The sequence below is a fragment of the Ruegeria sp. HKCCD6426 genome, assembly GCF_057221115.1.
The window spans coordinates 36,515-61,738 of sequence record NZ_JBWVBF010000002.1 but is presented as its reverse complement, the minus strand read 5'-3'; the positions used below and the strand labels follow the sequence as shown (position 1 = coordinate 61,738).

Genomic DNA, 25,224 nt, shown 5'->3' with positions numbered 1-25,224 from the left:
TCAGCCGGAGATATGTCAGCTTACCTCGCAAAATGACAGGGAGATCCTATGTGAAACTGCCTCTCTTTGCCGGTGCCATTGTGTCACTTTCCGCTTGCGCACAAAGTGGTCCGGGTGGCCCATCGCACGCAGAGCTGGATGCCAGCTGCGAAGCTCTGGTCGCGGCGGAAACAGAGACCCGACCTGGCGACGTCAAGGCAATCTCGACCCAGCCGGATTCGGCCGGAACCACGATAACAGTGGCGGTCGCCGGGTCTGAAGTGCCATGGATTTGCCGCGCGGATGCCAGCGGAGTGATTGAGGGTATCGGACCCAGTCTGGAAGGGTGAGCTAGTTCGGCCCCTGGCGCGCTACTGCATTCTGCGGGCGTGCCAACCTGCAATGCGGCTCTTGAGGCATATCAAGGCCACCGGACGCGGCGTTCTCTATTGTGTGGTCAGAAAGGGAGATACTTATGTTCAACCACATTATGTTCCCGATCGATATCCACTTGCCGCCCGAGGTTCGTAAGGCGGCAGATGTCGCAGCGCAGCTGGCCAAATGGCAAAACGCCACGATCACTGTTGTCAGCGTGACTGGAATACAGCCAGGCGATGTTGTACAGACAGATGCGGCCATCCATGAAACGCTCAGTGCCTTTGCCGAGCAGCTCACGAAGCAAAGCGGTGCCAAAGTCGCTTTTCGAAATATTCATTCTACCGATGTTGCTGCCGAAGTGGATGGTGACTTGGCACGTGCTGCCGAGGAGATTGGCGCCGATCTGATCGTTGTTGGAACCCATGCGCCTCGGATTACGGATTACATCTTCTCAAGTCATGCTGGCTATTTGGCCAAACATGCCACAATGTCAGTATTTGTTGTTCGGTAGGCCTCAGCGGTCTTCGTTGGGTAACTCGACCGCAAGAAAACGTTCAAAGGCGTCAAGGTTAACCGGTTCGAACTGCCCGAACCCCTGCATCCAGACCGACGCGGCGCGCAGCGCGTCGGGTTCTAGTTTGCACCATTTCACCCGACCGCGCTTTTCCTGAGATATCAGGCCTGCCTTTGTCAGAATTACCAGGTGTTTCGAGATCGCGGCCAGCGACATTTCGAACGGCTCGGCCACATCAGTGACGGCCATATCATCTTCTAACAGCATTGCCAGAATGGTGCGGCGAGTAGGATCGGCAAGAGCGGCGAACACGGTGTCGAGATCATTGGACATGAAACCGCTGAACCACAGCGGTCAGATTTGGTCAACCATTTGGTTGAATATCCAGTTTTAGCGAATTTACCGAGAATTGCATTTGGAGAGCAAAAGTGAGACATCGTTTGTGGTCGGTAAACATGTTTAAAACCAATAAGTTGAGCCGACAGCAATCGAACGATCAATACCGTTGACTCTGCGCTGTTCGCCCCTTAGCACCATGCTCAAGACTGTGCGAGGAAAACGCCCGTGACCGATGATGACCAAAAGCAGCGTATGGCGCAGCTTGAGGCTAAGATCGAGGCGGCGAAAAAGGCCAAGGCGCCGAAACCTCGTGCGGATGCTGACGTGTCCGGAGGTGAGCTTGCCTGGAGGATGGTCATCGAAATGGTTTCCGGTCTGGGGATCGGATTTGGCATCGGATACGGGCTGGACAGCCTGCTCGGGACAATCCCGATCTTTCTGGTGTTGTTCACATTGCTGGGCCTTGTCGCGGGCGTGAAGGTTATGCTCCGCAGCGCGAAAGAGGTTCAAGAGAAACAAGCGGCAGCCGAGGCTGCCGAGAAGGACGAAAGGGACTGAACGTGGCGACCGAGACCACCGCAGCAGAAGGCAGCAGCCTGGTTTTCCATCCGATGGATCAGTTCATCGTCAAGCCGTTGTTCGGCGACGGTGCGATTGCGTGGTACACGCCCACCAACGTGACCCTATGGCTGTTCCTGGCGATTGCTGCGATCTTTGCTCTGCTGGTTCTCAGCACCTCAAAGCGCGCGATTGTTCCGACCCGGATGCAGTCGGTGGCCGAGCTGGCCTATGGCTTCATCTACAAGATGCTGGAAGACATCTGCGGCAAGGAAGGCGTCAAGTACTTCCCCTATGTCATGACCCTGTTCATGTTCATCGTCTGCGCGAACTTCCTGGGCATGTTGCCGATGTCGTTCACCACCACATCGCATTTTGCCGTGACCATCCCGCTGGCGCTGGCCGTGTTCCTGACCGTGACCGTTTTGGGTTTCGTCAAGAACGGCGCAAGCTTCCTGGGCCTGTTCTGGGTCTCCAGCGCGCCACTGGCGCTGCGCCCTGTTCTGGCAATCATCGAGCTGATCTCGTACTTCGTACGTCCGGTCAGTCACTCAATTCGTCTTGCCGGTAACGTCATGGCAGGCCACGCGGTTATCAAGGTTTTCGCAGGCTTCGCCGCGATCGCCGTGATCTCGCCCGTGTCCGTTCTGGCCATCACCGCTATGTACGGCCTCGAGGTCCTCGTGTCCTTCATCCAGGCCTACGTCTTCACCATTCTGACCTGTGTTTACCTGAAAGATGCGCTGCATCCGTCGCACTAAGGTCTGATACCCCAACATCGAAACTTCCAATTCGTAAGGAGAAACATCATGGAAGGCGATCTCGCACACATCGGCGCAGGCCTGGCAGCAATCGGTTCCGGCGCAGCCGCAATCGGGGTGGGCAACGTTGCAGGCAACTTCCTGGCCGGCGCCCTGCGCAACCCTTCGGCGGCTGCTTCGCAAACCGCAACCCTGTTCATCGGTATCGCATTCGCAGAAGCCCTGGGGATCTTCGCATTCCTGGTCTCGCTGCTGCTGATGTTCGCCGTCTAATCTGCGGAACCTGATCCTTACGCGCAGGTGGGTCCAAGCCATAGCGGCCCACCTGTTGTAAAGACAACGTTCCGACGGAGGACATCATGGCGACTGAACCCATTTCAGAAGAAGTAGTTGGCTCGTGCGTCGACGCCGGTGGTTCCGCCATCGGGATGCCGCAGCTCTGCTTCGATTGGTTCCCCAACCAGATTTTCTGGCTGGTCATTACGCTGGTCGTCATCTTTCTGGTCCTGTCCCGCGTGGCTCTGCCCCGCATTGCGGCAATCTTGGCTGAACGTCAGGGGACCATTACAAATGACCTGGCTGCGGCCGAAGATCTGAAGGCCAAGGCGGTCGAGGCCGAAGAGGCCTATAACAAGGCGCTGGCCGATGCCCGTTCTGAGGCACAGCGTATCGCAGCAGAAGCCCGCGCCGAAATCCAGTCTGGTCTGGATGACGCGATTGCCAAGGCGGATGCAGAAATCGCTGCAAAAGCGGCTGAATCGGAAAAGGCAATTGCCGACATCCGTGCCGGTGCGCTGGAAAGCATTCAAGTGGTTGCCAAGGACACGGCAGCTGAACTGGTTACCGCACTGGGCGGCGAGGCGGATGCCAAAGCCATCGACAGTGCAGTTGACGCGCAGACGAAAGGATAAGTGACATGCGGAACACTCTTGCCCTTATCCTGACCTTTGGTGCGGCCAGCCCGGCATTCGCCGCAAGCGGCCCGTTCTTCTCGCTTGGCAACACCGACTTTGTCGTCCTTCTGGGCTTCATCGTTTTCATCGCGGTCCTGTTCTATTTCAAGGTGCCGGGCATGATCGGTGGTGCGCTGGACAACCGCGCCGCGGGTATCAAATCCGAACTGGATGAAGCCCGTGCCCTGCACGAAGAAGCCCGCACTTTGTTGGCCTCGTACGAGCGCAAGCAGCGCGAAGTACAGGGTCAGGCGGACGCCATCGTGGCCGCGGCGAAAGAAGACGCTATTCTGGCTGCTGAACAGGCGAAGGTTGATCTGGAAAAATCCATCGCCCGCCGTCTGGCTGCGGCTCAGGATCAGATTGCTTCGGCTGAAGCTTCCGCAGTCAAGGAAGTCCGAGATCAGGCGATCACGGTTGCGGTTTCCGCTGCCAATGTGGTTCTGGCCAAGCAAATGACCGCTGCGCAGGCAAACAAGCTGATCGATGCGTCCATCGCCGATGTGGGTGCCAAGCTGCACTAATTTCCTTCGCGATGTTTGGAACTCATGACCCGAGAGCCACTGGCTCTCGGGTTTTTCTTTTCCTGAACCGGCAGTACATCAACGCCGGCAAGGAAAAAGAGTATATAGCAATCCACAGAACCGGGTGGTGCGTGATCTAGTCATCGTGGTTATGACCACGATTTTCGACGAGATAGAACCGCAGTATGGCGGTACCCTGTGCAACCATTCCGATGATCGCAGCAATGCAGCTTTTTCAGTCAATTCGGAGTGTAGCGGGGCGAAGAACCGGATATGATCTCGGTATATTCCCGAAAAATATCAGCGCGGACCAGTTTCATGTTCCAAGCGTTGCCGCGCAATCGCCTCATTGCGGATCGCTTTCTGCTGATCCGCCATGCAGCTTTCGACGAAGTTCAGGTGCTGCTCAACCGCAAGCCGTGCGCCCTTCGGGTCGCGCTCCTGCAGTGCCATATTGATTGCACGGTGCTGATTCAGGATGGCGTCGCGTGTCGTGCGCTGCTGGAACATTATCTGGCGGTTATAAAATACGCCCTGACGCAACAGATCGAACATCGACCGCATCATGTGCAGCATCACCACGTTATGGCTGGCGTCGATAATTGCCATGTGGAACTGAGCGTCCAGATGGGCTTCTTCCTCGGCCGCGTTGCGATCATGTGCCATCTCCATCTTATCGAAGATCGCCTGCACGACTTTTAGGTCGCTTTCCGAACCCAGGCGCGCAGCACGCTCGGCTGCCAATCCTTCCATATCCCGCCGAAACGACAAGTAGTCGAACACTGCCTCATCATGGCTACTGAACAGTCGGATCAATGCCGGAGAAAAAGCCGATCCCAGAACTTCGGCGACATAGATGCCGGAACCGGCCTTGGCAGCCAGCAACCCTTGTTCCTGCAGGTCAGAAATAGCCTCGCGCAACGATGGGCGAGATACGCCCAACCGCTCTGCCAACTCGCGCTCGGGCGGCAGGCGCTCACCAGGGCGGAGGATGCCTCGCAGGATCAGCAGTTCGATTTGTCGAACAACCGCAAGGGACAGTTTCTCGGTCTGGACTTTCTGGAAGGGCATCGTGTCATCATTTCAAATTGGTCAAATTACATGACCACGTATTCGACCTCGATTCAAGAAACCCAATCACGATCCTTGAAACATTAGGTCAGTATTATTGACTTTAATTCCTTCATCAATAGCCTGCACCGGTCATCGGGCAAGGGAGGACCGCCAAATGGATCAATTGTTCGCCACACGTGTATCGCGGATGAAGGCATCCGAAATCCGCGAACTTCTGAAACTGCTCGATCAGCCCGGCATTATTTCTTTCGCAGGCGGCATTCCCGATCCTGAGTTGTTTCCAGCGGATGCGTTTGCACAGGCATTCCAACTGGCTCTCGGGCCTGAACAGCAAGCTCAGGCGTTGCAATACTCCGTCAGCGAAGGTCACCTTCCATTGCGGCAGTGGATCGCCGAACATATGCGCGATATCGGAATTGATTGCAGCGAAGACAATGTGTTGATCACTTCCGGGTCGCAGCAGGCGCTCGACTACTTGGGTAAGCTGTTTCTTTCGCCGGGCGATATAGCATTGGTCGGCTGGCCCACTTACCTGGGCGCGTTAGCCGCCTTTAATGCTTATGAACCGCGCTTTGACCGGCTCATAATCAATGGCAATCGGGGCGCGTCGGAATACCGGGAAGCCGCCGGCGAAGGCACAGTCAAGTTCGCCTATCTGTCGCCCGACTTCGCCAATCCAACAGGTGAGACAGTGGATCGGCGCGGTCGCGAAGCTCTGCTTGATCTGGCGGATCAGCTCGACTGCGCGGTTATCGAGGACGGTGCCTATCAGGCGCTTCGCTACGATGGAGATCCGATCCCGCCGGTTCTGGCGTTGGAGATCGCGCGCAAGGGTTCGATCGAAGCTTGCCGAACAGTGTATTGCGGCAGCTTTTCGAAAACCTTGTCACCAGGATTGCGGTTGGGTTGGGTGGTCGCGTCCAGGCCAGTGATCTCGCAGCTTGTTCTGATGAAACAAGCTGCTGACCTGCATTCGGCCACGATCAATCAGATGGCTGTTCACCAGGTAGCGCAGGCCAGTTTCGAGACTCACATCCCAATGTTGCGCCGTATATACAGCCGCCGGCGCGACGCAATGCTTGCTGCCTTGTCGGAATACATGCCTGAAGGTGTGGATTGGACAAAACCCGAAGGTGGAATGTTCGTCTGGGTGACATTGCCGAAAGGTCTTAGCGGTGCCGACTTGCTGGCGCGCGCGCTCGAAACGGTCAAAGTGGCCTTCGTGCCCGGACAGGCTTTTTTCCCGGACGGCTCCGGCGAAAATACAATTCGACTGAGCTTTTCGAACTCGGACGAGGAAACAATCCGCGAGGGGATAAAACGTTTGGGAGAAGTCTTGCGCAGCTGAACCGGGAAACGTTCTGTTAACCATATCGGGTCATAGCTGCGGCATGACCCGGTTCTTCGCACTGATCCTTCTGGCCGCTTGCTCTGCCGGTACACCCCACTTTCGCGATGTGCCGGCGGCCCGAGTTGCGGTGAACGGCAGCGTGTTTGATGTGCGCGTGCGGGGCGATTTGGCCGAAGCGGTACGGGTGAACGCGCAATACGCCCCGCGATTGGGTCCGATCCGGGATCGGGCTGCTTTGGCCATGGCGCAGGTGTCCGGTTGTCCCATTCTGGATGTTCTGGGCGATGCTGCCGTCACAATTGGTGTCCTTGGATGTGATCGCGAAGCCGGTGAACGGCTGCTTCTGACTGCGGTGTCGACGCCGAATTATGAATGTATCGACTATGGCCTCTATGAAGGTATCGGCAATGATTACGGATATCAGGTGTTCGAATGCACCCCCTATTGAAACGAGCGGTTTTCGGTACATTTCTGCAAGATGTTGTGGATAACTCCGCCCAAAATCCCATATCCTGCGCAACTGCGTTGACTCAGGGCCCTTCCGTTGCGCAGACTTCCTGACCATAGGAATCATGGATAGCAGCCTTTGCGATTCAGCAAACTTAAACTGACCGGCTTTAAAAGCTTTGTTGATCCGACCGACCTGATCATCGCGGACGGGTTGACTGGCGTGGTTGGTCCGAACGGCTGCGGCAAATCCAATCTTCTGGAAGCTTTGCGTTGGGTCATGGGTGAAAACCGCCCCAAATCCATGCGCGGCGGCGCGATGGAGGATGTGATTTTTGCAGGCGCTGCCACGCGCCCGGCGCGCAATTTTGCCGAAGTGGTTTTGACGCTGGATAATTCCGAACGCTTGGCGCCATCGGGCTTCAACGATAGCGATCAGCTGGAGATCGTTCGCCGCATCACCCGCGACGTGGGCAGTGCCTACAAGACCAACGGTAAAGATGTTCGTGCCCGCGACGTGCAGATGCTGTTTGCCGACGCTTCAACCGGCGCACATTCGCCTGCTCTGGTAGGGCAGAACCGCATTGCCGAACTGATCAACGCCAAGCCGCGCGCGCGCCGTCGCATTCTGGAAGAAGCTGCAGGAATCTCGGGCCTTTACCAGCGTCGGCATGAGGCCGAGTTGAAGCTGAAAGGCACCGAATCCAATCTTACACGCGTTGACGACGTGTTGGAGCAATTGGGAACCCAGCTTGCGCAGCTGGCTCGCCAGGCCCGCCAGGCCGCACGATACCGTGAGATTGGAGAACAGCTGCGCCAGGCTGAAGGCATGCTTTTGTATCGCCGCTGGAAAGAGGCCGACATTGCCCGTCAGCAGGCTGAAGAAAAACTGCGCGATCGCATCACTGAGGCCTCTCGCGCCGAGGCTGAAGCTCGTGAAGCTGCTGCCAAACGCTCCGGAATTGAAGAGATTTTGCCGCCGTTGCGCGAGGAAGAGGCTATTGCAGCTGCCGTCCTGCAACGCCAGCAAGTGCAACGCGACGCCTTGACCGATCAGGAAACCCGCGCGCGCCAGACCATCGAAACGCTGAGCAACCGTATCCAACAGCTTGCCAACGACATTGAACGTGAGGCCGGGCTGAACCGGGATGCGGGCGAGATGATCGAACGTCTGGAATGGGAAGCCCGCGAACTGACCAAGGCCGCCGAAGGGCACGACGACAAACTTGCCGAAGCCGCAGAGATTGCCCATGAGGCAGCGGCTGTATTGCAGGAACGAGAAGAGCATCTGTCGCAGGAGACAGAGGACACGGCCCGCCTCGTCGCTCGCCATCAATCGGCGCAGCGTTTGGTCGAGGACAGTCGCAAGACGTTGGCGCGATCTGAGGCGGAAGAGGAAAAGGCAAAGGCCGCGGTAAATGAAGCCCGCACGGCCTTGACCCGGACCGGCGAGGCGTTTGAAGCAGCGCAGGAAGCCGAAGAAGAAGCGCGCGAAGCTGCTGAAGCAGCCGACGAGGCGCTGGCCGCTGCCGATGAGTTGCGGGGCGAAACACAAGCACGCGAGGCCGAGGCCCGCGCGCAACGCTCGGAAGCCGAGGGTGAATTGGGCGCCATTCGCGCCGAAACCACAGCGTTGGCTAAACTGGTCGAACGCGACACCGCCGAGGGCGGGCAGGTACTTGACCTGCTTCGTGTGGCGCCTGGTTTCGAAAAGGCGCTGGGCGCTGCTTTGGCTGACGACCTGCGCGCGCCACTGGTCGAAGGCGACGGCCCGTCCGGCTGGGTTCAGGTCGCCGGGTACGATTCGGATCAACCTTTACCTGATGGGGCAGAGCCGCTGGCACTGCATGTCTCGGGTCCGGATCGGCTCAGCCGTCGGATTGCGCAGATTGGACTGGTCGACGCGGATCAGGGTGCTCGCCTGCAGGCGTCCCTTAAGCCTGGACAGCGGCTGGTGTCGCGTTCGGGTGATCTATGGCGCTGGGATGGTTTCCGCGCCTGGGCCGAGGACGCGCCAAGTGCAGCTGCCTTGCGTCTGGAGCAACTCAACAAGCTGGAAGCACTGAAGCAGGAACTCACCCGCACCGAGGCGCAGGCCGAAGGTGCCCGAGCCGCGCACGAGGCTTTGTCTCAGCAACTAGCCGACGTGACCGAGGCCGACCGTCGCGCACGCGAAGCCCGCCGCGCAGCCGATCAGCGCATGGCCGAATCCGCCCGAGCGCTCAGTCGTGCCGAAGCGGACCGCAATCTGGCACAGGGTAAGCTGGAAACACTGACTTTGGCCGTAAACCGTCACAAAGAAGACGCCATGTCCGCCCGCGCTCAGCTGCGCGAGGCGGAGGGTGCGCTGACCGGATTGGGTGACCTCGATAGCGCTCGCGCGCAGGTCGAAGACATCAAGCAAACGGTTGAGGCCGCGCGGATCACTATGCTGACCCACCGCTCGACCCATGACGAGCTGCGTCGAGAGGGCGAGTCTCGAACCAGACGCACGCAAGAGGTCACGAAAGATCTCAGCGGCTGGCGGCACCGTCTGGACAGCGCGGAAAAGCGGATATCGGAACTAGCCGAGCGTAAGGAAAGCTCTCAGGAAGAACTGACCGAAGCCATGGCAGCCCCAAGCGAAATCGCCGAAGCACGTGAGGAACTGAACGAGCTGATCGATACCGCAGAAGCCCGCCGTGCCGAAGCTGCCGACAAGCTGGCCGGGGCCGAGACTCAGCTGCGCGAGGTCGTGTTGGCCGAACGCGAGGCGGAGCGCCTGGCTTCTGAGGCTCGCGAAAGCCGTGCGGCCGCCGAGGCGCGCTGTGATGCGGCCAAAGAAAGCGTTGTCGCCGCTGCCGAACGCATCGCCGAGGACCAGCAGCTGACTCCGAATCAGCTGCTCAACCAATTGGACGTGAATCCCGATCAGATGCCTGCTGCAGATGCTCTGGAAGCAGAAGTGAACCGCCACAAGCGTCAGCGCGACGCCATGGGCGCGGTTAATCTGCGAGCCGAAGAGGACGCCAAAGAGGTTCAGGAAGAGTTCGACACGCTGAACAGTGAAAAGTCTGATCTGGAAGAGGCGATCAAAGCCCTGCGCAGTGGTATTGCCAGCCTCAACCGCGAAGGGCGGGAACGCCTGCTTACCGCGTTTGAGCAGGTGAATTCAAATTTCGCCATGCTGTTCAAGCATCTGTTTGGCGGTGGCGAGGCCAATCTGGTCATGGTCGAAAGCGATGATCCGCTGGATGCAGGGCTGGAAATCATGTGCCAGCCGCCGGGCAAGAAACTCTCGACACTCAGCCTGCTGTCGGGCGGGGAACAGACCTTGACCGCAACAGCGTTGATCTTCGGCGTCTTCCTCGCCAACCCCGCGCCTATCTGTGTGCTGGACGAGGTCGACGCGCCGCTGGACGACGCCAATGTCACCCGTTTCTGCGATCTGCTGGACGAGATGTGCCGCCAGACCGACACCCGTTTCCTGATCATCACGCACCACGCGGTGACTATGGCACGTATGGACAGGTTGTTTGGTGTGACCATGCAGGAACAGGGCGTCAGCCAGCTGGTGTCAGTAGACCTGAAGAAGGCTGAACAGATGGTTGCCTGACCCATCACCGCAACGTTATGCCTGTTTCGCCATTACTCGGGCTAGGGTGACTGCATGACCCGCTTCTTGATCCTTGCTGTTTGCGCCGCGACGCCACTGTGGGCTGCTGAATGGCCTACGAAACCCGGAGATGTCCCTCTCAGCACAACGGAGCTGACCGCGCTGGCCGGGCGCACGCTGACCTTCTATGACGATGGTCGATCCAAATACTCGGCAGGCGGGGCCTATTCCTATACCTATGCCAGCGGTGAATCGGCCTTCGGGACTTATAGCATTGCGGACGACGGCAGCGTTTGCATTCAGTATCGCAACGGGTTCAGCCGGTGTGACCTGTATGTGCGCAGCGGAGAGCGCCTGATATTGATTGATGAGAAGGGCAACCGTTATCCTGTTCGCCCCGAGTGATCCCGGCGGCATGATATTTGTCTGAACGCGGCTGGAAGCAACTGGTTATCCGAGCTATCACCGACGGGACACACGGATAGCAGGAAGCCTGAAATGCAGATCGAACCCTTCGGCGTTGAGCTCTGGATGAACGAATGGGAAACCAAATGCGATTGGAATCTGGCCGAAACCTGCGTTGAAAGCATTACCGTCGATCAATTGCTGCAATTGGCAGGCCGGAACAACGCGGATCTGTCTGAATTGCTGTCGATGAAGCTGACCTATGGAGCGATTGAGGGATCGGACCGGTTGCGTCAGGCGATCGCGGGGCTTTATCCAGGCCAGCAACCGGCAAATACCATCGTGACCCATGGAACCATCGGAGCGAACATGCTGGTGCATAAAACACTAGTCAGCCCCGGTGATCACGTGGTAGCGGTGGTGCCCACCTATCAGCAACACTACTCGATCCCCGCCAGCATTGGCGCTAAAGTCGAACACCTGAACCTGCGGGAAGAGGATGGTTGGCTGCCTGATCTGGACGCTCTGCGCGCGATGGTTACACCCGATACGCGGTTGATAGCACTGAACAACCCGAATAATCCCACAGGCGCTTTGATCCCACGTGAGATGCTTGTGGAGATTGCCGAAATTGCCCGGGACGCTGACGCATGGGTGCTGTGTGACGAGGTCTATCGCGGCACAGATCAGGACGGCGACGGCATTACGGCTTCGATTGTCGAGGTCTATGAAAAAGGCATCGGCACGGCGAGTATGTCGAAGGCCTATTCGCTAGCCGGATTGCGGCTGGGCTGGGTGGTCGCACCTGAGGCGCTGATCGAAGAGATCTCGATTCATCGTGACTATGACACAATCTCGGTTGGTATGATCGATGACCATTTTGCGACGCTGGCGCTCGAGCACCAGGATGCAATCCTGGCCCGCAGCCATCAGATTACGCGCGGCAATCTCAGGATTCTTTCGGACTGGGTCGAGGCTGAACCAAAGATTTCCTGGGTTAAACCCCGTTCCGGAACAACGGCATTGTTGAAATACGATCTTCCGATGCCGTCGCGCGAGTTCTGTGTCGCCCTATTGCAAGAAACCGGTGTGATGTTCACGCCCGGCTCAGCCCTGCATATGGAAGGGTATCTGCGCATCGGTTATGCCAATGGCCCCGAAGTCCTGAGGGAAGGGCTGACGCGCGTCTCCGAGTTTCTGGCCCGGCACTGACTAACATTTCAGAGCCGGTTCAGCAGGTCAGCCGTTGGCCACGCATCGGCAGGCAAGCCCAGCCGGGCCTGTTCCGCCTGAACCGCAGCGCGTGTGCCTGCACCCAGAATGCCGTCGATCTTGCCGACATCGTACCCACGCGCTTGTAGTTTGCTCTGCAACTGCTTCATTTGCGCCCCCGACAGCCCCTGTGCCGGATTGCCCGCGTCATAGATCTGCGCGCCCTCCAGACGGGTGCCGAAATAGGCGGCGGTCAGGACGTAGACAAAGCTTTGGTTCCATTCGAAATAGACGTCGAAATTCGGATAGGCCAGAAAGGCGGGCCCGTTATGCCCCTGCGGCAGGATCAGCGAGGCGGGCAGGTTGGTCAATGACCCGCTGCGTGCCTGGACACCCATTGCCTGCCAGTCGGACACTGACCGAGCTTTGCCGGGCCCTGACAGCGACCAGTCCATTTGCGCAGGAACAGTCACCTCTTGCAGCCACGGCTGACCGGGTTGCCAGCCCAGGTGCGACAGCATCTTGGCACCGGACATCAGCGCGTCCGGGGCCGATGTTTTCAAGGACACCTTGCCGTCGCCGTCGCCATCGACGCCGTTCTCAAGAATATCGCGCGGCAGCATCTGTACCATGCCGATTTCCCCGGCCCAGGCGCCGGTCGTGCGGCTGGGGTCAAAGTTGCCCTGATCATACAGCTCGATGGCTGCGAATATCTGTGGTCGGAACAGCTCGGGCCGGCGGCAGTCATGCGCCAGCGTCACCAGCGCGTTGCGGGTGTTGAAATCTCCCTGAAACGCACCGTAATCGGTTTCGAACGCCCAGAACGCCAGCAGCACGCCACGCGGGACGCCGTATTCGGCCTCAATCCGGTCAAAAATCGCGTCGTATTTTCGCGACATGGCCTGCCCGCGCTCGATTCGGTTGGCCGAGATCAAGCGGCGCGAGAATTCGATGAACGGTTTCTGAAAAACTCCCTGCGCGCGGTCGGCTTTCAGTACTGCGTTGTCTTGTTGCACGCCTTGGAAGAACGCGTTCACAGTGGATTTGTCGAACCCTTGTTGAACGGCCTCGGCCTTTAGCTCTTTGATGAATGAATTGAAACCGCCGCCGCATTGGGCAAAGGCGGGTGACGTCAATAGAGCAGCGGCGATTAGGCTAGAGAGGATGCGCATCGGCAGGTCCTTTAGAAAACGAAGTTAAGGACAACCGACACCGACAAGAGGCCGAGCGCAAGCCCCCAGACCTGCCATAGCATGTCGCATGCGCGGAAAACCTCGTATGCGCCGATCTCCCGGCGAGCCTCACCGTTGACCCAGGCCAGTTCACGAACGTGCCCATCATAGCTGCGCGGTCCGGCCAGCGCGACGTTTAGCGCGCGCGCCATCGCGGCTTCGGGCCAGCCTGCGTTTGGCGAGATGTGGCGGCGCGCGTCTGCAACCAGTTCGGTCCAGCGCCCCCATTGGTGGGTCAGCGCAACGATCATCACGCAGGTCAACCGTGCGGGAATCAGGTTCAGTACGTCGTCAAGACGCGCCGCCGCCCAGCCAAACTCCCGATATTTTTCGTTGCGGTAGCCGATCATGCTGTCCGCAGTGTTGATGGCCTTGTAGACCAGCAACCCCGGCAGTCCGGCAACAAGAAACCAAAAGGCAGGTGCAATGACACCATCGCTGAGGTTTTCTGCGGCACTTTCGATGGCAGAGCGGGCAACTTGCGCCTGCGTCATGTCCCGTGTGTCGCGCGAGACGATGAGGGCTACCTTGGCCCGCCCCTCTGGCAGAGAGCTGCGCAGGCCGTCACCGACGTCGCGGACGTGGCTTACCAGTGATTTCTGCGCCAGCAGGATGGCGCAGATCACGATCTCAACCAGAGGGCCGAAGAGTGCCAATAGGTTGCCCGCTACCACTGCGGCAATCACCAGTAATGCGGTTACGGCAATACCCTTGAACTTTCGATGCATGCCATGGTTCAGGCGATTGTCCAGCCAGCCTATCGCTTTGCCGATCATCACCGCCGGATGGCGGATACGGGACCACAACCAGCTGGGCTCGCCCAACGTCGCGTCCAGACATAAGGCGCAAACGAGCAGGAAGACGGTGCTCACGGGGCGGCCTCCACTCTGGCCCAGCCATCGGCGGGTGGTAGGCCGAGGCGCAGAAAAGTTGTGGAGTAGGGGAATACCCGGCTCCAGATATGAGCGCGGGCCAGCCGGTCCTGCCAGTCTGCGGCGTTGTCGACCTGATAGAGGCGGAACAGACTGGTTCCTCCGACCAGCTGCGCGCCTCGGGCTGTGACCAGCCCGTCCAGACGCTCGGCATCCTTGGCCAACCGGGTGCGGGTGGCGTCGGCCCAGTCAAAGTCCTGCAAGGCGCGTGTGCCGATCCTAAGGGCGGGTCCGGATACAGCCCACGGTCCTGTCAGATCGTTTAGCCGCGTGATCAGGTCCGGCCGACCGATGGCAAAGCCCAGCCGCAGCCCCGCCAGCCCCCAGAATTTTCCGAAGCTTTTGAGGATGATCACACCCGGTTGGTCCGCAAGACGGATCAGTGAAGCCTCGGGCGTTACGTCGCAAAAGCTTTCGTCGATCACGGTCAGCTTGGCATTTGCGTCCCTCCGCTGCCAGAGGTGCCCATCGGGATTGTTCGGATGCACGATGACGCGTGCGTCAGCTGGCCCGTCCGGCTGCACGTCCCACCCCTGCGACCGAAATGCAGCGGCATGTTCGTTATAGGTGGGGGCAGTGATTTGTACCCGACCCGGCGCAGCTAACGCTGGAAGCCGAGCGATAACGGCCGAAGCGCCGGGTGCCGGTAGAATGGAAGCGTCCTCAGGGACCTGCCAGAACCGTCTGGCCGCCTCGGTCAGAGCCTCAAATGTGCCATGATCCGGAAGCTCGGTCCAGTCCGACGGCAAAAGCTCGGAAACCGCAAATGGCAAGGGGTTGATGCCTGTCGACAAATCCAGCCAATCCTCGCGATTTCCGCCATATTCGGCCATGGCCGCATCCAGGCCACCACCGTGGTCACGCGCGGCGCGCGGGTTCAATTCATCGAGTCGCTGCATTAGTGATCTTTGCCGAAAAGTGTCAATTTGCCCTGCTTCAAGCGGATTTTTGCCGTCTGCACAAGCAAATCCGCGTGAGCAGCGCTCGCACAGTTGGTTATTAACACTTTGTTAACGAAATGACGTGATCACAGACCATAGGGGTCGGCACCACTCGTCTTATCATGTGCCGAGGTTGTTGCAAATGAAAGTACTGATTGTTGAGAGTAACCCCGACTTGGGTCGGGTTTGGCAACGGCATCTGCAAAGGCAGGGGGCCGAAGTCACGCTGGTCGAAACACAGGAGGCCGCAATTCTGGCGCTCTATGGCACGGCCTTTGATATTATCGTGTTGGATCTGGTATTGGAAAGCGGCAGCGCGTTCGCAGTGGCTGATTTCGCCAGCTATCGCCGCCCCGAGGCGCGGGTGATCTTTGTTACCAACACCACCTTCTTTTCGGATGGGTCAATCTTTGCCCACAGCCCCAATGCCTGCGCCTATGTGCAGAGCAGCACGCCGCCAGAAGATCTGGCGGCGATGGTCGAGCATTACGCAGCGGGCCGCTGACCGCGCCCGTGGGGCTCCATGTAATCCAGCACAGGGTTTACCGGAATAATGCGGTGCGGGTTGATGCTGTCGTGGCTGAAGTGATAGTGGCGCACGATATGCTCCATGTTCACCGTTTGCGCGATGCCAGGCCATTGATACAGCTCGCGCGTAAAGGCCCACAAATTGGGATAATCGATCAGCCGTTTGCGATTGCACTTGAAATGCAAGTGATAGACGGGGTCGAAGCGGATCAGGGTTGTAAACAGCCGCCAGTCGGCCTCGGTGATGCGATCACCCATGAGATAGCGGTTTGAGGCCAGTCTGGTTTCCAGCCAGCCCAGCGTATCGAACAGAGGGCGCACGGCCGCATCATAGGCGGCCTGCGATGTGGCAAAACCAGACTTGTAGACACCGTTGTTGACGTCGGAATAGATTCGCGAGTTCACCTCTTCGATGTCGTCTCGCATGGTTTCGGGCCAGTAGTCGTCCGCGTTGCCGGTAATTCCGCTGAAGGCCGAGTTGAACATGCGGATGATCTCGGAACTTTCGTTCGAAACGATGGTCTGTTGGTGCTTGTCCCACAGGATAGGTACCGTCACGCGCCCCGAATAAGTGGGGTCAGCGCGGGTGTATATCTGATGCGCATAGTCGAACCCAAACAAAGGATCGCCAGTTGCGCCGTGTTCATCCGTCTCGAATGTCCAGCCTCGATCCAGCATGTCAGGATGCACGACCGAAACCTGGATATGATCGCTCAATCCTTTCAATTCGCGAAAGATCAGCGTGCGGTGAGCCCAGGGGCAAGCGTGGCTGACATAGAGATGATAGCGGTCGCTTTCTGCCCTGAACCCAGCCTTGCCCGATGGTCCGGCACTTCCGTCTTCGGTGATCCAGTTGCGAAATTGCGCGGCGGATCGTTTGAACGCGCCATCGTTCGATTTCGTGTCATACCAGCGATCGTGCCAAACACCGTCGACGAGCAATCCCATCTGCGTACCTCCGTTCTTCAGTCACCCTGCAAGTTAGGGCAGTGCCCGGCTGGCGCCTATTGTTCGCAACGCGCAGATGGCCTGCGCCGATGCACATCCGGCGTTGGGATGTCTGTGCAACAGGTAGCCTGCTGATCGGGCGAAGTGACGCGGTTCACTAGATTTTTACATAACAGGCCCCACAATAAAGAGCATCCAGAAGGGATTTTTTGTATGAGTACCTATGTTTCAAAGGAAATGCGCGCCGAACTGGATGCAGCACGAATCGCCACACTTAAAAAAACCAGCCGTTTACGGGTGCAACTGGGCGACAATACCTTCAAAATCCTGAAATTGTGGAAGGACGGGTTTTCAGTCGAGGCGGCGACAACGCCTCGCTTGCGCGGGTTGGTGGATATTTTTGACGGTGCGAACCATCTCTACCAATGTTTGATCATTGCGGATGAGGAAGAGGCGGGCGAGATGCGGTATGAGTTCAAGCGCAACACCGTTGCAGCCGACAAGGCTCCGTTGGATTTCTACCGTGCACCGGATGCGCCCATCGCCTTGTTAGGGAAAGACGACTAAGGCCGGATTTCCACCTTTGTGCCATTGGCGGTCAAACGCCATAGCTGTGCCATTTCTTTATTCGACACCGCGATACATCCCGCGGTCCAATCGCCCGGCAGTGTCAGGCCATCGACCCCGTTGGGTTGCCCGTGAATGAAAATATCTCCGCCGGGATTGATACCTTGCTGTTTTGCCCGGGCAACGTCCTCTGGCTGCGGATAATCAAGCCCGAGTGACAGATGAAAAGCGCTTTGAGGATTGCGGCGATTTATGGTGAAAACGCCTTCAGGTGTTTTGCCATCGCCTTCCAAGACCTTGTCGCCTTCGGGTGCGAAACCCAGCGCGATGTTGGTCTCGATCACGGTGTTTCCGTTCAATGAAGCCGTCAGGCGCCGCGCCGATTTCTCGATAAGAATGTAGTCGACCCGATCAGCCTCAGGGGCCAAAGGTGGCGCGTCAGGGCGTGGGCCATAGCGGTGCCAACCGACCCAAGCCCCGCCTGCCACGATCAACAGAAGACATGCTGCAACCAGACGGCGCACAGCTTACTGCAAGTCGCTGAAAGCGTGTTTCAGACGGGCACAAGCATCTTCAACCCGCACGCGTTGCGTTGCCAAGTTGAACCGTTCGAAGGTTTCGCCTCCGGTTCCGAAGCCGGGTCCGGAAGAGGTGGCAACCTTCGCATCTTCCCGCAGACGACGTACGAACTCGTTGTGATCCATACCTGTGCCTGAAAAATCGACCCAAGCCAGATAGGTTGCCTGCAGTGGCATGGACCACAGCCCTGGGATTTTCGCGATGGTTTCATCGAACAATCGCCGATTTTCGGCCAGGTGCGCGATTTGGGCGTCAACCCATTCCGCTCCTTCGGGGCTGTATGCCGCGGTGATCATTGCGACGCCCATTGCGCCGGGGTCATAGTCCAGAGTGGTTAGGCGGTGCCGCATTTGGGCACGCAGCTTGGGGTCAGGAATGATCATGTTGCCGGTGCGTTGCCCGGCGATGTTGAAGGTCTTGGACGCAGCGGTCAGTGTTACGGTCCATGCCCGCGCATCAGGCGCAGCAACGTCCATGGGCACGAATTTATGTCCTGGATAGACCAGATCGTGATGAATTTCATCGGAAACTAGGATCAGCCCGTTGCGTTCGGCAAACGCGGCCACGGCGCGCAGTTCATCGGGCGTCCAGACCCGCCCCGACGGGTTTTGCGGTGAACACCACAACAGCAGTTTCTCCGACCCGTCCAACCGAGACTGCGCATCCTCGAGATCCAGCCCATAACTATCGCCCTCGCGTACAAGTGGGCATTCAACCACCTTTCGCCCGGTCTTATTCACCTTGTGAGCGAACTCATGATACACGGGAGAGAAGATGACGACTCCGTCCCCCGGCGCGCTCCAGACATCCAGGCACAGCGCAATGGCATTACCGAGCCCCTGAGTGGTCAGGATCCAGTCGGGATCAACCTCCCAGTCATGGCGCGTTTTCATCCACCATTGAATGGACGCCAGATAGTCCGGGTGTATCCAGGAATACCCAAACGCGCCGTGTTCAGCGGCGTTGCGCACCGCGTCGAGAACGCAAGGCGCCGTCTTGTAATCGGAATCCGCCGTCCACATGGCCAGCCCATCCTCGGATGAAACGCCATATAGCTGTTCCATCTTGTCCCATTTTGCACTGTTGGTTCCCCGGCGGTCGATCAGGTCGTTGAAAGTCATGTCTGCTCCATCTGTCCTGCCGAAAGCTAACTGTAAATTACGCAGGTGCAAGGGGGGCGTTGCGGCGGCGGGCGCGATGCCCTAAATCAGCCTCATGAAACGCAATATCCTGATCCACCCCGATCCCCGTCTGAAAAAGGTCTGCGCGCCGGTGGCCGACATCACCGACGATCTTCGCAAGCTGGCCGATGACATGCTGGAGACGATGTATGACGCGCCGGGTATCGGCCTGGCCGCGCCCCAAATCGGCGTATTGGACCGGCTGATCGTGATCGATTGCATAAAGGAAGAGGGCGAGGCACCGCGCCCTCTGGTCATGTTCAACCCCGAGGTTATCTCGGCCTCGGATGAGACCAATGTTTATGAAGAGGGTTGCCTTTCGATCCCGGAACAATATGCCGAGATCACCCGCCCCAAAGTGGTCGAAGTCGCCTGGATGGACAGAAACGGGAACTTGCAGCAAGAGACATTCGATGGTCTCTGGGCGACTTGCGTCCAGCATGAAATCGATCACTTGAACGGGAAGCTGTTCATCGATTACCTCAAACCGCTCAAGCGCCAGATGATCACGCGAAAGATGCAAAAGCTCAAACGCGAGCAGGCTCGCGCATGACCGTTCGCACGTGCTTGCCGTGGCCCGATAAGCGGCTACGCAGTAAAGCCGGAGACGTGACCGAAATCACGGATGAGATTCACAAGATCTGGGATGACATGATCGACACGATGGAGGCGATGCCCGGTGTTGGTTTGGCTGCGCCACAGATTGGAGTGATGTTGCGGCTGGCCGTTGTGGATGGATCGACCGAGCGCGGTCGCGTGGTGCGCATGGCGAACCCTGAAATCCTGCACAGCTCGATCGAATTGCGGGAACACGAAGAAGCCAGCCCGAACCTGCCCGGCGTTTCGGCCCTGGTGAAGCGTCCACGCGCTGTGACGGTCAAGTATTTGAATGAACAGGGAATGCTTGACCGCCGCGATTTTGTCGGCATCGAGGCCACCAGCGTGCAGCATCAAATCGACCACCTGAATGGCAGGATGTATTTCGATCGGCTCAGCAAGGTCAAACGTGACATGCTGCTGCGCAAGGCCAAAAAGACGGGGTAAACGCCGTCCAACGGAGGAACGGATGCGGATAATATTCATGGGAACCCCCGAATTTTCGGTTCCCGTCCTCGATGCGCTGGTCGATGCCGGGCATGAGATCGCGGCCGTTTATTGCCAGCCGCCGCGACCGGCCGGGCGCGGTAAGAAAGACCGCCCGACGCCGGTACACGCAAGGGCTGAGGCGCTTGGCCTGAACGTGCGGCACCCGGTTTCACTGAAGTCGGCTGAGGAATCGGCAGCATTTTCTGCGCTGCAAGCAGACTTGGCCGTGGTCGTCGCATACGGTCTCATCCTTCCGCAATCCATTCTGGATGCGCCTTCGCAGGGGTGCTTGAACATCCATGCCAGCCTGTTGCCGCGCTGGCGCGGAGCTGCTCCGATTCATCGGGCAATCATGTCGGGAGACGCGGAAACCGGTGTCTGTATCATGCAGATGGAGGCCGGGTTGGATACCGGGCCGGTGCTGATGCGCCGGGCTACCGCAATCGAACCTCAGGAAACCACGGCACAGCTGCATGACCGTCTTTCAATTATGGGGGCGGAACTGATTGTCGAGGCCCTGAACTGCCTGCCAGAATTGCCCCCGAATCCACAGCCCGAGGCCGGCGTGACCTATGCAGCCAAGATCGAGAAATCTGAGGCGCGCGTGGATTGGACCAGACCGGCGGTGGAGATTGACCGCCAAATTCGCGGTTTGTCACCCTTTCCTGGTGCGTGGACCGAGATGGGTGGCGAACGCGTCAAGCTTCTAGCCTCACGGCTGGCCGAGGGGCAGGGCGCTCCGGGCGAGGTTCTGAATGACGCACTTCGCGTGGCTTGCGGGGACGGAGCAATTGATCTGTTGCGCCTGCAACGGGCAGGTAAAGGAGCGCAGGATGTGGACGTGTTTCTGCGCGGCTGGCATGTGGCCCTTGGAAGCCGGATTTAGAAGGATAAACAGATTTGTATATGACATTGATGGGGACAGTGCTGATTGCGGCCGCCGTCGGAGGCCTCTCGGAAAAATCTGGCTTTACCCATAACGGATACCTGCAATCCATCATCATTTGTATCGGTGGTGCTTTTCTGTTTTTCTTTGCGCATATCATGTTTGGCAGAATGTTCGGCTTCAACTTTGGGGTCGGATCTCCGGGCCTGAATGCAATCGTCTCGTCCATAGGTGCACTGATCATCGTTCCGACGCATTGGAGGAAGTAACTTGCCCATCGTTGCCCTGATTGTCATCGGTGCTGCAGCCGGGTTTCTGGCGACCCGTTTGTTGCGGATCGAGGCCGATATTCCGACTACCATGCTGATCGGCATCATTGGTGCATTGCTGGGTGGGCTTCTGTTACGCGCGTTGTTGACGATAATGGGCTGGTTGTCAGGCTTTGTCGGCGCTGTGCTTGGTGCGCTGCTGGTGATCTGGATCTGGCAGACTTATCTGCGGCGCTGAGACTGTGATGAGAGCAGATAACGTCGTGTTTTCGGCGCCAAAGACTGTTGAACTTATCTTCTACCCGAGCCGCGAATTTATGGTAGATCGCTGTTAAATATGGAAATCTTGACCTTCCACGTGCCGTCGGTCTGACGCTGCAGGATATTGACAAACTTACCCTGCTCCGGCGGGTCTGTGTCCTCGATAGCATATGTTCCAACCTGATAAGCCATATCGCCTTCGACGCCGAAATCTATCAATTCGTTTGTATGGGTGCCGCCGGTATTTTCCTTTATTCGGGATTGGTATGTTTCCAGGAACGCTGATTTGCCGCGTGTCATCGGCTCGTTTGGCGGCATCAGCATGACGTCTTCGGTGAAGAATGCCGCGCAGCCTTCGGCATCACCCCGGTTGAACGCCTCGTTATATGCAGCGTCGAAGTCCTCTAGTGTTTTTTTCATGCCCATTGGTTTCTCCCGGTGCAGTTAATTCCGTGAAACTTGGGCTTCATGGTGCCACAACGCTGTATGATCCCAAACAGGCTGCCTGTTCTCGCGAGGTTCGCGAGTTTCAGGAACGAAAGTGTGTACCACGAGTGAAGCGGGGAAACTCGAGCCGTGGCACCTTACCGGCGCGGCGGACGGCTTTTGTATACCGGCAGTTGCCAGCCAAACAATAGCGATCCCGCCCGTAAGGCCCAGCAGATCAGGGCACAGGTCGTCAGTGCGACCAACTCATCAAACCCGAGGCGGGCCGTCAGAACAGCGGCCAGTGCGCCTGCAAAGGCGCAGGATACATACAGTTCACCCTGTTTCAGAACCAACGGTACCTCGTTGCAGACAACATCACGCATCAGCCCGCCCAGACAGCCAGTGCTGATGCCCATCAGAACAACGATCACTCCGGACTGATCCAGAGCGAGGGCAACGCCAGTGCCGGCGGCAACAGCGATGGACAGGGCAAAACTATCCAGCCATATCAGCAAACTATAACGGCTTTCGACCAGATGCGCGGTAAAGAATACCAGCACTGCCGCGCCGGCTGCGATCAGGACGTAATTCGGCTGGCCAACCCAGAACACGGGATGCCGGTCCAGCAACAGATCGCGCACTGTGCCGCCGCCCACCGCTGTCAGGCATGCGATAAAGCCAAACCCGACCAGATCCAGCTGTGCCCGGCTGGCCACCAGTGCGCCGGTCAGTGCAAAAACCAGAACCGAGGCATAGTCCAGCAGTGCCAGACCGCTCATGCCTTGGTCTTTTTCGGTTTGAAAGGCGACATACCCGCGCGCGCCAGTTCATCGGCCTTTTCGTTTTCCGGGTGGCCCGCATGACCTTTGACCCATTCCCAGGTCACATCATGCCGTGTCTGTGCCTCATCCAGACGCTGCCACAGATCCACATTCTTCACGGGTTTCTTGTTCGAGGTTTTCCAGCCGTTCCGCTTCCACCCAAAAATCCAACCTGTCACGCCGTTTTTCACATAGGCGCTGTCGGTGACGATGGTGATATTTGACGGACGCTCCAGAGCTTCCAATGCGTTAATCGCGGCCAGCAATTCCATCCTGTTGTTGGTGGTCTCGGCTTCACCGCCGTTCAATTCGCGTTCTTTCAAGACGGTATCGCCATCCATCGCACGCAACAGCACGCCCCAGCCTCCGGGGCCGGGATTGCCCGAACAGGCACCATCGGTATAGGCAAACAACTCAGGCATGGCTCGCCAACCCAATCCAGTCCGAGACCGATCCGTCCAGCCCGGTTCCGCTGCCTAGTCGTTGATCGGTCACGATAAAGCCTGCCTCTTGCAGATAATCCTTCAATTCATCCTCACTGTAGTAGCTGTAGTAGCGCCCCAGCCGGTCAGGCCCTTCACCCTGTCCCAGCTTCATTCCGATATAGAAGTGACCGCCCGGCTTCAGGGCCTTATGGATTGTTGTTAGGTGGGTCGCAAAATCAATACGTGGGGCATGCAGAAGGCTGAAATTGGCCCAAATGCCGTCGTATTTCGCGACTGCATCCAAGTCCGAAAAAGTGGCCTGCCAGGCCGTGACACCGGCGTGCGCCGACGCCAGTCGAGCCATTTCGGCCGAGGCATCCACGGCATCGACCGTCAACCCCGCTTGCGCCATCACCGCCGCCGACGCGCCGGGACCACATCCCAGGTCCAGCACTTTGCTGCCAGCGGGAACAGCGTTGATGAACCGAGTCAGCTGTGGATCTCCGGCGTTGTCCGCATCGGTGAGATCGGAATAATGGTCCGCCTGTTCGTCATAAACAGAAATGGTGTCACGATCGCTCATAGGTACACTCCGACAGCAAGGCATGGGACAACGACGGCGGTCAGCAGAAGGCGCAGTTTCATCCACCAGCGCGGGGCCAGGCGCCAATACCAGAACGCCGCGTCCAGTAGAAGGAGGACGGAAAATCCCACAATCAGGTTTATGCCCGTATCAACCGGGCCGCCGCCGGTCGTGAAGAACACCCACAAAGCAGGCAGCACGGAAAGGGTATAGCATGTCGCAGCCTTGCTGCCTGAGGTTTTAGTCGCGAACCCCCACAGAATGCCGGACATGAAGCTGAGGATCACCGCGCCGTAGAATAACTGAACGTATGGTCCTACAAATCGTGGACCCAAAGCCTGCGTTCCCCACGCCTGCAAATCGGTATTCAGGTAAGTCAGCGCGCCCCAGACAAACGGGATCAGACCTGCCAGCCCCAGAAAAAGAGGTGCCCTTGGCACACCTCTCATGCAGGTTCTCTCAGGACGCGGGGCACCTTGAATTCCACGTTTTCAGTGGCGGTTTCGACCAAGTCCACGGTGACGTCATAATGGGTGCGGAACGCGTCGATTACTTCGTTGACCAGAACTTCGGGTGCCGACGCACCTGCAGTTATGGCGACGCTGGATATCCCCTCTAACGCCCGCCAGTCGATTTCAGTGGCGCGCTGTACCAGCTGCGCGTAACGGCACCCAGCGCGCGAGGCGACTTCGACCAGGCGTCTCGAATTGGACGAGTTCGGCGCGCCGACCACAAGCAAGGCATCAGATTTGGGGGCAACGGCCTTGACGGCCTCTTGCCGGTTGGTGGTGGCGTAGCAGATATCTTCCTTGTGGGGCCCCACAATGGCCGGAAACCGAGATTCGAGCGCGGCAACAATATCCTTGGTATCGTCCACCGACAGGGTCGTCTGGGTAACAAAGGCCAGTTTTTCGGGATCGCGCACCTGCACCGTGGCCACGTCGTCAACGGTTTCCACCAGCAGGACCTCGCCTTCGGGAAGCTGCCCCATGGTGCCGATGGTTTCGGGGTGGCCCTTGTGGCCGATCATGATCATTTGCAACCCTGCGTCCGAATGGCGCTGGGCTTCGACATGTACTTTCGACACCAATGGGCAGGTGGCGTCCACATAGATCATTTCCCGTTGCGCGGCCCTGGCCGGTACGGATTTCGGGACGCCATGAGCAGAGAAAATCACTGGCCGGTCATCGGGGCATTCGTCCAGCTCTTCGACGAATACGGCTCCTTGCGCGCGCAATCCGTCGACAACAAATTTGTTGTGGACAATCTCATGGCGCACGTAGACAGGCGGCCCCCATTTCTGCAGGGCCATCTCGACGATCTTGATTGCGCGGTCCACGCCGGCGCAAAACCCGCGCGGGGCTGCAAGGTAAAGTGTCAGTGGCGGCTTGGTCATGCGTCTGTCTCCTTGAGAGACAGGTAAGTCTTTTCATTGCCATGGTCCAGACAGGAGCGCGTCATTTACC

33 protein-coding genes are annotated in these 25,224 nt (G+C 58.2%); 19 read left to right on the top strand and 14 right to left on the bottom strand.

The features are described 5' to 3' along the window. Positions 1–50: 50 nt before the first annotated feature. Both AC2TDA_RS04925 and AC2TDA_RS04920 read left to right on the top strand, forming a co-directional pair. A complete protein-coding gene (locus AC2TDA_RS04925) occupies positions 51–329 on the top strand; it encodes a hypothetical protein (protein ID WP_480880815.1) in 279 nt (92 codons plus the stop codon). Between the two features lie 125 nt (positions 330–454). Next, positions 455–868, top strand: a complete 414-nt coding sequence (locus tag AC2TDA_RS04920; RefSeq protein WP_480880817.1) for a universal stress protein — start codon at positions 455–457, stop codon at positions 866–868. 3 nt (positions 869–871) lie between these two features. Here the strand turns inward: AC2TDA_RS04920 and AC2TDA_RS04915 are convergent, their stop codons facing one another. Then, entirely contained in the window at positions 872–1,204 is a 333-nt protein-coding gene (locus tag AC2TDA_RS04915; RefSeq protein ID WP_480850084.1) for an ArsR/SmtB family transcription factor, read from the bottom strand. Positions 1,205–1,435: 231 nt separating this feature from the next. Here AC2TDA_RS04915 and AC2TDA_RS04910 point away from each other — a divergent pair, with 231 nt between their 5' ends. The 5 genes from AC2TDA_RS04910 (at position 1,436) to AC2TDA_RS04890 (ending at position 4,006) form a co-directional block, all read left to right on the top strand. Then, complete coding sequence (locus tag AC2TDA_RS04910) at positions 1,436–1,768, top strand: AtpZ/AtpI family protein (RefSeq protein ID WP_480430820.1); 333 nt, start codon at positions 1,436–1,438, stop codon at positions 1,766–1,768. A gap of 2 nt (positions 1,769–1,770) precedes the next feature. Further along, the gene (locus AC2TDA_RS04905; protein ID WP_058278975.1) at positions 1,771–2,529 is read left to right on the top strand and encodes a F0F1 ATP synthase subunit A; all 759 of its coding nucleotides are present in this window, start codon (positions 1,771–1,773) and stop codon (positions 2,527–2,529) included. A 48-nt stretch (positions 2,530–2,577) separates the two neighbouring features. Continuing rightward, positions 2,578–2,802, top strand: a complete 225-nt coding sequence (locus AC2TDA_RS04900) for a F0F1 ATP synthase subunit C (RefSeq protein WP_005981269.1) — start codon at positions 2,578–2,580, stop codon at positions 2,800–2,802. Positions 2,803–2,888: 86 nt separating this feature from the next. Continuing rightward, positions 2,889–3,440 carry a F0F1 ATP synthase subunit B' gene (locus AC2TDA_RS04895; RefSeq protein WP_480850087.1) on the top strand — a complete coding sequence of 184 codons (552 nt, stop codon included), beginning with the start codon at positions 2,889–2,891 and terminating at the stop codon, positions 3,438–3,440. 5 nt (positions 3,441–3,445) lie between these two features. Continuing rightward, the gene (locus AC2TDA_RS04890) at positions 3,446–4,006 is read left to right on the top strand and encodes a F0F1 ATP synthase subunit B (RefSeq protein WP_480880818.1); all 561 of its coding nucleotides are present in this window, start codon (positions 3,446–3,448) and stop codon (positions 4,004–4,006) included. Positions 4,007–4,306: 300 nt separating this feature from the next. On the opposite strand, the gene AC2TDA_RS04885 is transcribed toward AC2TDA_RS04890, so the two are convergent. Further along, on the bottom strand, positions 4,307–5,077 hold the full coding sequence (locus AC2TDA_RS04885) for an FCD domain-containing protein (RefSeq protein ID WP_480880819.1): 771 nt from the start codon (positions 5,075–5,077) through the stop codon (positions 4,307–4,309). Positions 5,078–5,234: 157 nt separating this feature from the next. Between AC2TDA_RS04885 and AC2TDA_RS04880 the strand changes: the two genes are divergently transcribed. From AC2TDA_RS04880 to AC2TDA_RS04860, 5 genes are all read left to right on the top strand, one after another. Next, on the top strand, positions 5,235–6,428 hold the full coding sequence (locus tag AC2TDA_RS04880; RefSeq protein ID WP_480880821.1) for an aminotransferase-like domain-containing protein: 1,194 nt from the start codon (positions 5,235–5,237) through the stop codon (positions 6,426–6,428). Positions 6,429–6,471: 43 nt separating this feature from the next. Next, entirely contained in the window at positions 6,472–6,879 is a 408-nt protein-coding gene (locus AC2TDA_RS04875; protein WP_480880823.1) for a hypothetical protein, read from the top strand. A gap of 138 nt (positions 6,880–7,017) precedes the next feature. Beyond that, the gene (locus tag AC2TDA_RS04870) at positions 7,018–10,473 is read left to right on the top strand and encodes a chromosome segregation SMC family protein (protein ID WP_480880824.1); all 3,456 of its coding nucleotides are present in this window, start codon (positions 7,018–7,020) and stop codon (positions 10,471–10,473) included. A 54-nt stretch (positions 10,474–10,527) separates the two neighbouring features. Next, positions 10,528–10,878 (top strand): hypothetical protein, encoded by a 351-nt coding sequence (locus tag AC2TDA_RS04865; RefSeq protein WP_480880826.1) that lies wholly within the window; start codon positions 10,528–10,530, stop codon positions 10,876–10,878. Between the two features lie 93 nt (positions 10,879–10,971). Next, positions 10,972–12,090, top strand: a complete 1,119-nt coding sequence (locus tag AC2TDA_RS04860) for an aminotransferase (protein WP_480880828.1) — start codon at positions 10,972–10,974, stop codon at positions 12,088–12,090. Positions 12,091–12,098: 8 nt separating this feature from the next. Here the strand turns inward: AC2TDA_RS04860 and AC2TDA_RS04855 are convergent, their stop codons facing one another. The 3 genes from AC2TDA_RS04855 to cobD are packed head-to-tail and all read right to left on the bottom strand — an operon-like array spanning position 12,099 to position 15,153. After that, the gene (locus tag AC2TDA_RS04855; protein WP_480880829.1) at positions 12,099–13,262 is read right to left on the bottom strand and encodes a lytic murein transglycosylase; all 1,164 of its coding nucleotides are present in this window, start codon (positions 13,260–13,262) and stop codon (positions 12,099–12,101) included. An 11-nt stretch (positions 13,263–13,273) separates the two neighbouring features. Then, on the bottom strand, positions 13,274–14,194 hold the full coding sequence (cbiB, locus tag AC2TDA_RS04850; RefSeq protein WP_480880831.1) for an adenosylcobinamide-phosphate synthase CbiB: 921 nt from the start codon (positions 14,192–14,194) through the stop codon (positions 13,274–13,276). After that, positions 14,191–15,153, bottom strand: coding sequence for a threonine-phosphate decarboxylase CobD (gene cobD, locus AC2TDA_RS04845; protein WP_480880832.1), 963 nt, complete (start codon positions 15,151–15,153; stop codon positions 14,191–14,193). Before cobD ends, cbiB begins: the two co-directional genes overlap by 4 nt. 184 nt (positions 15,154–15,337) lie before the next feature. Between cobD and AC2TDA_RS04840 the strand changes: the two genes are divergently transcribed. After that, positions 15,338–15,700 (top strand): response regulator transcription factor, encoded by a 363-nt coding sequence (locus AC2TDA_RS04840; protein WP_480850104.1) that lies wholly within the window; start codon positions 15,338–15,340, stop codon positions 15,698–15,700. Here the strand turns inward: AC2TDA_RS04840 and AC2TDA_RS04835 are convergent. After that, entirely contained in the window at positions 15,682–16,671 is a 990-nt protein-coding gene (locus AC2TDA_RS04835; protein ID WP_480880834.1) for a glutathione S-transferase family protein, read from the bottom strand. The two genes, AC2TDA_RS04840 and AC2TDA_RS04835, sit on opposite strands and share 19 nt — an antisense overlap. Positions 16,672–16,884: 213 nt before the next feature. Between AC2TDA_RS04835 and AC2TDA_RS04830 the strand changes: the two genes are divergently transcribed. Next, positions 16,885–17,238 carry a hypothetical protein gene (locus AC2TDA_RS04830; protein WP_480850108.1) on the top strand — a complete coding sequence of 118 codons (354 nt, stop codon included), beginning with the start codon at positions 16,885–16,887 and terminating at the stop codon, positions 17,236–17,238. Here the strand turns inward: AC2TDA_RS04830 and AC2TDA_RS04825 are convergent. Further along, positions 17,235–17,762, bottom strand: coding sequence for a L,D-transpeptidase family protein (locus AC2TDA_RS04825; RefSeq protein WP_480880835.1), 528 nt, complete (start codon positions 17,760–17,762; stop codon positions 17,235–17,237). The genes AC2TDA_RS04830 and AC2TDA_RS04825 overlap by 4 nt on opposite strands. 3 nt (positions 17,763–17,765) lie before the next feature. Further along, positions 17,766–18,938, bottom strand: a complete 1,173-nt coding sequence (locus AC2TDA_RS04820) for a MalY/PatB family protein (RefSeq protein WP_480880836.1) — start codon at positions 18,936–18,938, stop codon at positions 17,766–17,768. A 94-nt stretch (positions 18,939–19,032) separates the two neighbouring features. On the opposite strand from AC2TDA_RS04820, the gene def (AC2TDA_RS04815) reads away from it, so the two are divergent. From def (AC2TDA_RS04815) to AC2TDA_RS04795, 5 genes are read left to right on the top strand one after another with little or no spacing between them, the layout of a single operon-like run. Beyond that, positions 19,033–19,551, top strand: coding sequence for a peptide deformylase (gene def, locus AC2TDA_RS04815; RefSeq protein WP_480850113.1), 519 nt, complete (start codon positions 19,033–19,035; stop codon positions 19,549–19,551). Further along, entirely contained in the window at positions 19,548–20,042 is a 495-nt protein-coding gene (gene def / locus AC2TDA_RS04810; RefSeq protein ID WP_480880838.1) for a peptide deformylase, read from the top strand. Before def (AC2TDA_RS04815) ends, def (AC2TDA_RS04810) begins: the two co-directional genes overlap by 4 nt. A gap of 22 nt (positions 20,043–20,064) precedes the next feature. Beyond that, the gene (gene fmt / locus AC2TDA_RS04805) at positions 20,065–20,970 is read left to right on the top strand and encodes a methionyl-tRNA formyltransferase (protein WP_480880839.1); all 906 of its coding nucleotides are present in this window, start codon (positions 20,065–20,067) and stop codon (positions 20,968–20,970) included. A gap of 14 nt (positions 20,971–20,984) precedes the next feature. Next, on the top strand, positions 20,985–21,239 hold the full coding sequence (locus tag AC2TDA_RS04800; protein ID WP_480880840.1) for a hypothetical protein: 255 nt from the start codon (positions 20,985–20,987) through the stop codon (positions 21,237–21,239). 1 nt (position 21,240) lies between these two features. Beyond that, positions 21,241–21,477 (top strand): GlsB/YeaQ/YmgE family stress response membrane protein, encoded by a 237-nt coding sequence (locus AC2TDA_RS04795; RefSeq protein ID WP_480850120.1) that lies wholly within the window; start codon positions 21,241–21,243, stop codon positions 21,475–21,477. A 77-nt stretch (positions 21,478–21,554) separates the two neighbouring features. Here AC2TDA_RS04795 and AC2TDA_RS04790 read toward each other — a convergent pair whose 3' ends face one another. The 6 genes from AC2TDA_RS04790 to ispH form a co-directional block, all read right to left on the bottom strand. Further along, complete coding sequence (locus AC2TDA_RS04790) at positions 21,555–21,920, bottom strand: YybH family protein (RefSeq protein WP_480880841.1); 366 nt, start codon at positions 21,918–21,920, stop codon at positions 21,555–21,557. A gap of 164 nt (positions 21,921–22,084) precedes the next feature. Beyond that, positions 22,085–22,708, bottom strand: coding sequence for a trimeric intracellular cation channel family protein (locus AC2TDA_RS04785; RefSeq protein ID WP_480880843.1), 624 nt, complete (start codon positions 22,706–22,708; stop codon positions 22,085–22,087). After that, entirely contained in the window at positions 22,705–23,172 is a 468-nt protein-coding gene (gene rnhA, locus AC2TDA_RS04780; RefSeq protein ID WP_480880844.1) for a ribonuclease HI, read from the bottom strand. The genes AC2TDA_RS04785 and rnhA overlap by 4 nt, the downstream gene beginning before the upstream one ends. Next, entirely contained in the window at positions 23,165–23,758 is a 594-nt protein-coding gene (locus AC2TDA_RS04775) for a class I SAM-dependent methyltransferase (RefSeq protein WP_480880846.1), read from the bottom strand. The genes rnhA and AC2TDA_RS04775 overlap by 8 nt, the downstream gene beginning before the upstream one ends. Beyond that, the gene (locus AC2TDA_RS04770) at positions 23,755–24,207 is read right to left on the bottom strand and encodes a DUF3429 domain-containing protein (RefSeq protein ID WP_480850130.1); all 453 of its coding nucleotides are present in this window, start codon (positions 24,205–24,207) and stop codon (positions 23,755–23,757) included. Before AC2TDA_RS04770 ends, AC2TDA_RS04775 begins: the two co-directional genes overlap by 4 nt. Continuing rightward, positions 24,204–25,154 carry a 4-hydroxy-3-methylbut-2-enyl diphosphate reductase gene (gene ispH / locus AC2TDA_RS04765; protein WP_480880848.1) on the bottom strand — a complete coding sequence of 317 codons (951 nt, stop codon included), beginning with the start codon at positions 25,152–25,154 and terminating at the stop codon, positions 24,204–24,206. Before ispH ends, AC2TDA_RS04770 begins: the two co-directional genes overlap by 4 nt. Between the last annotated feature and the right edge of the window lie 70 nt (positions 25,155–25,224).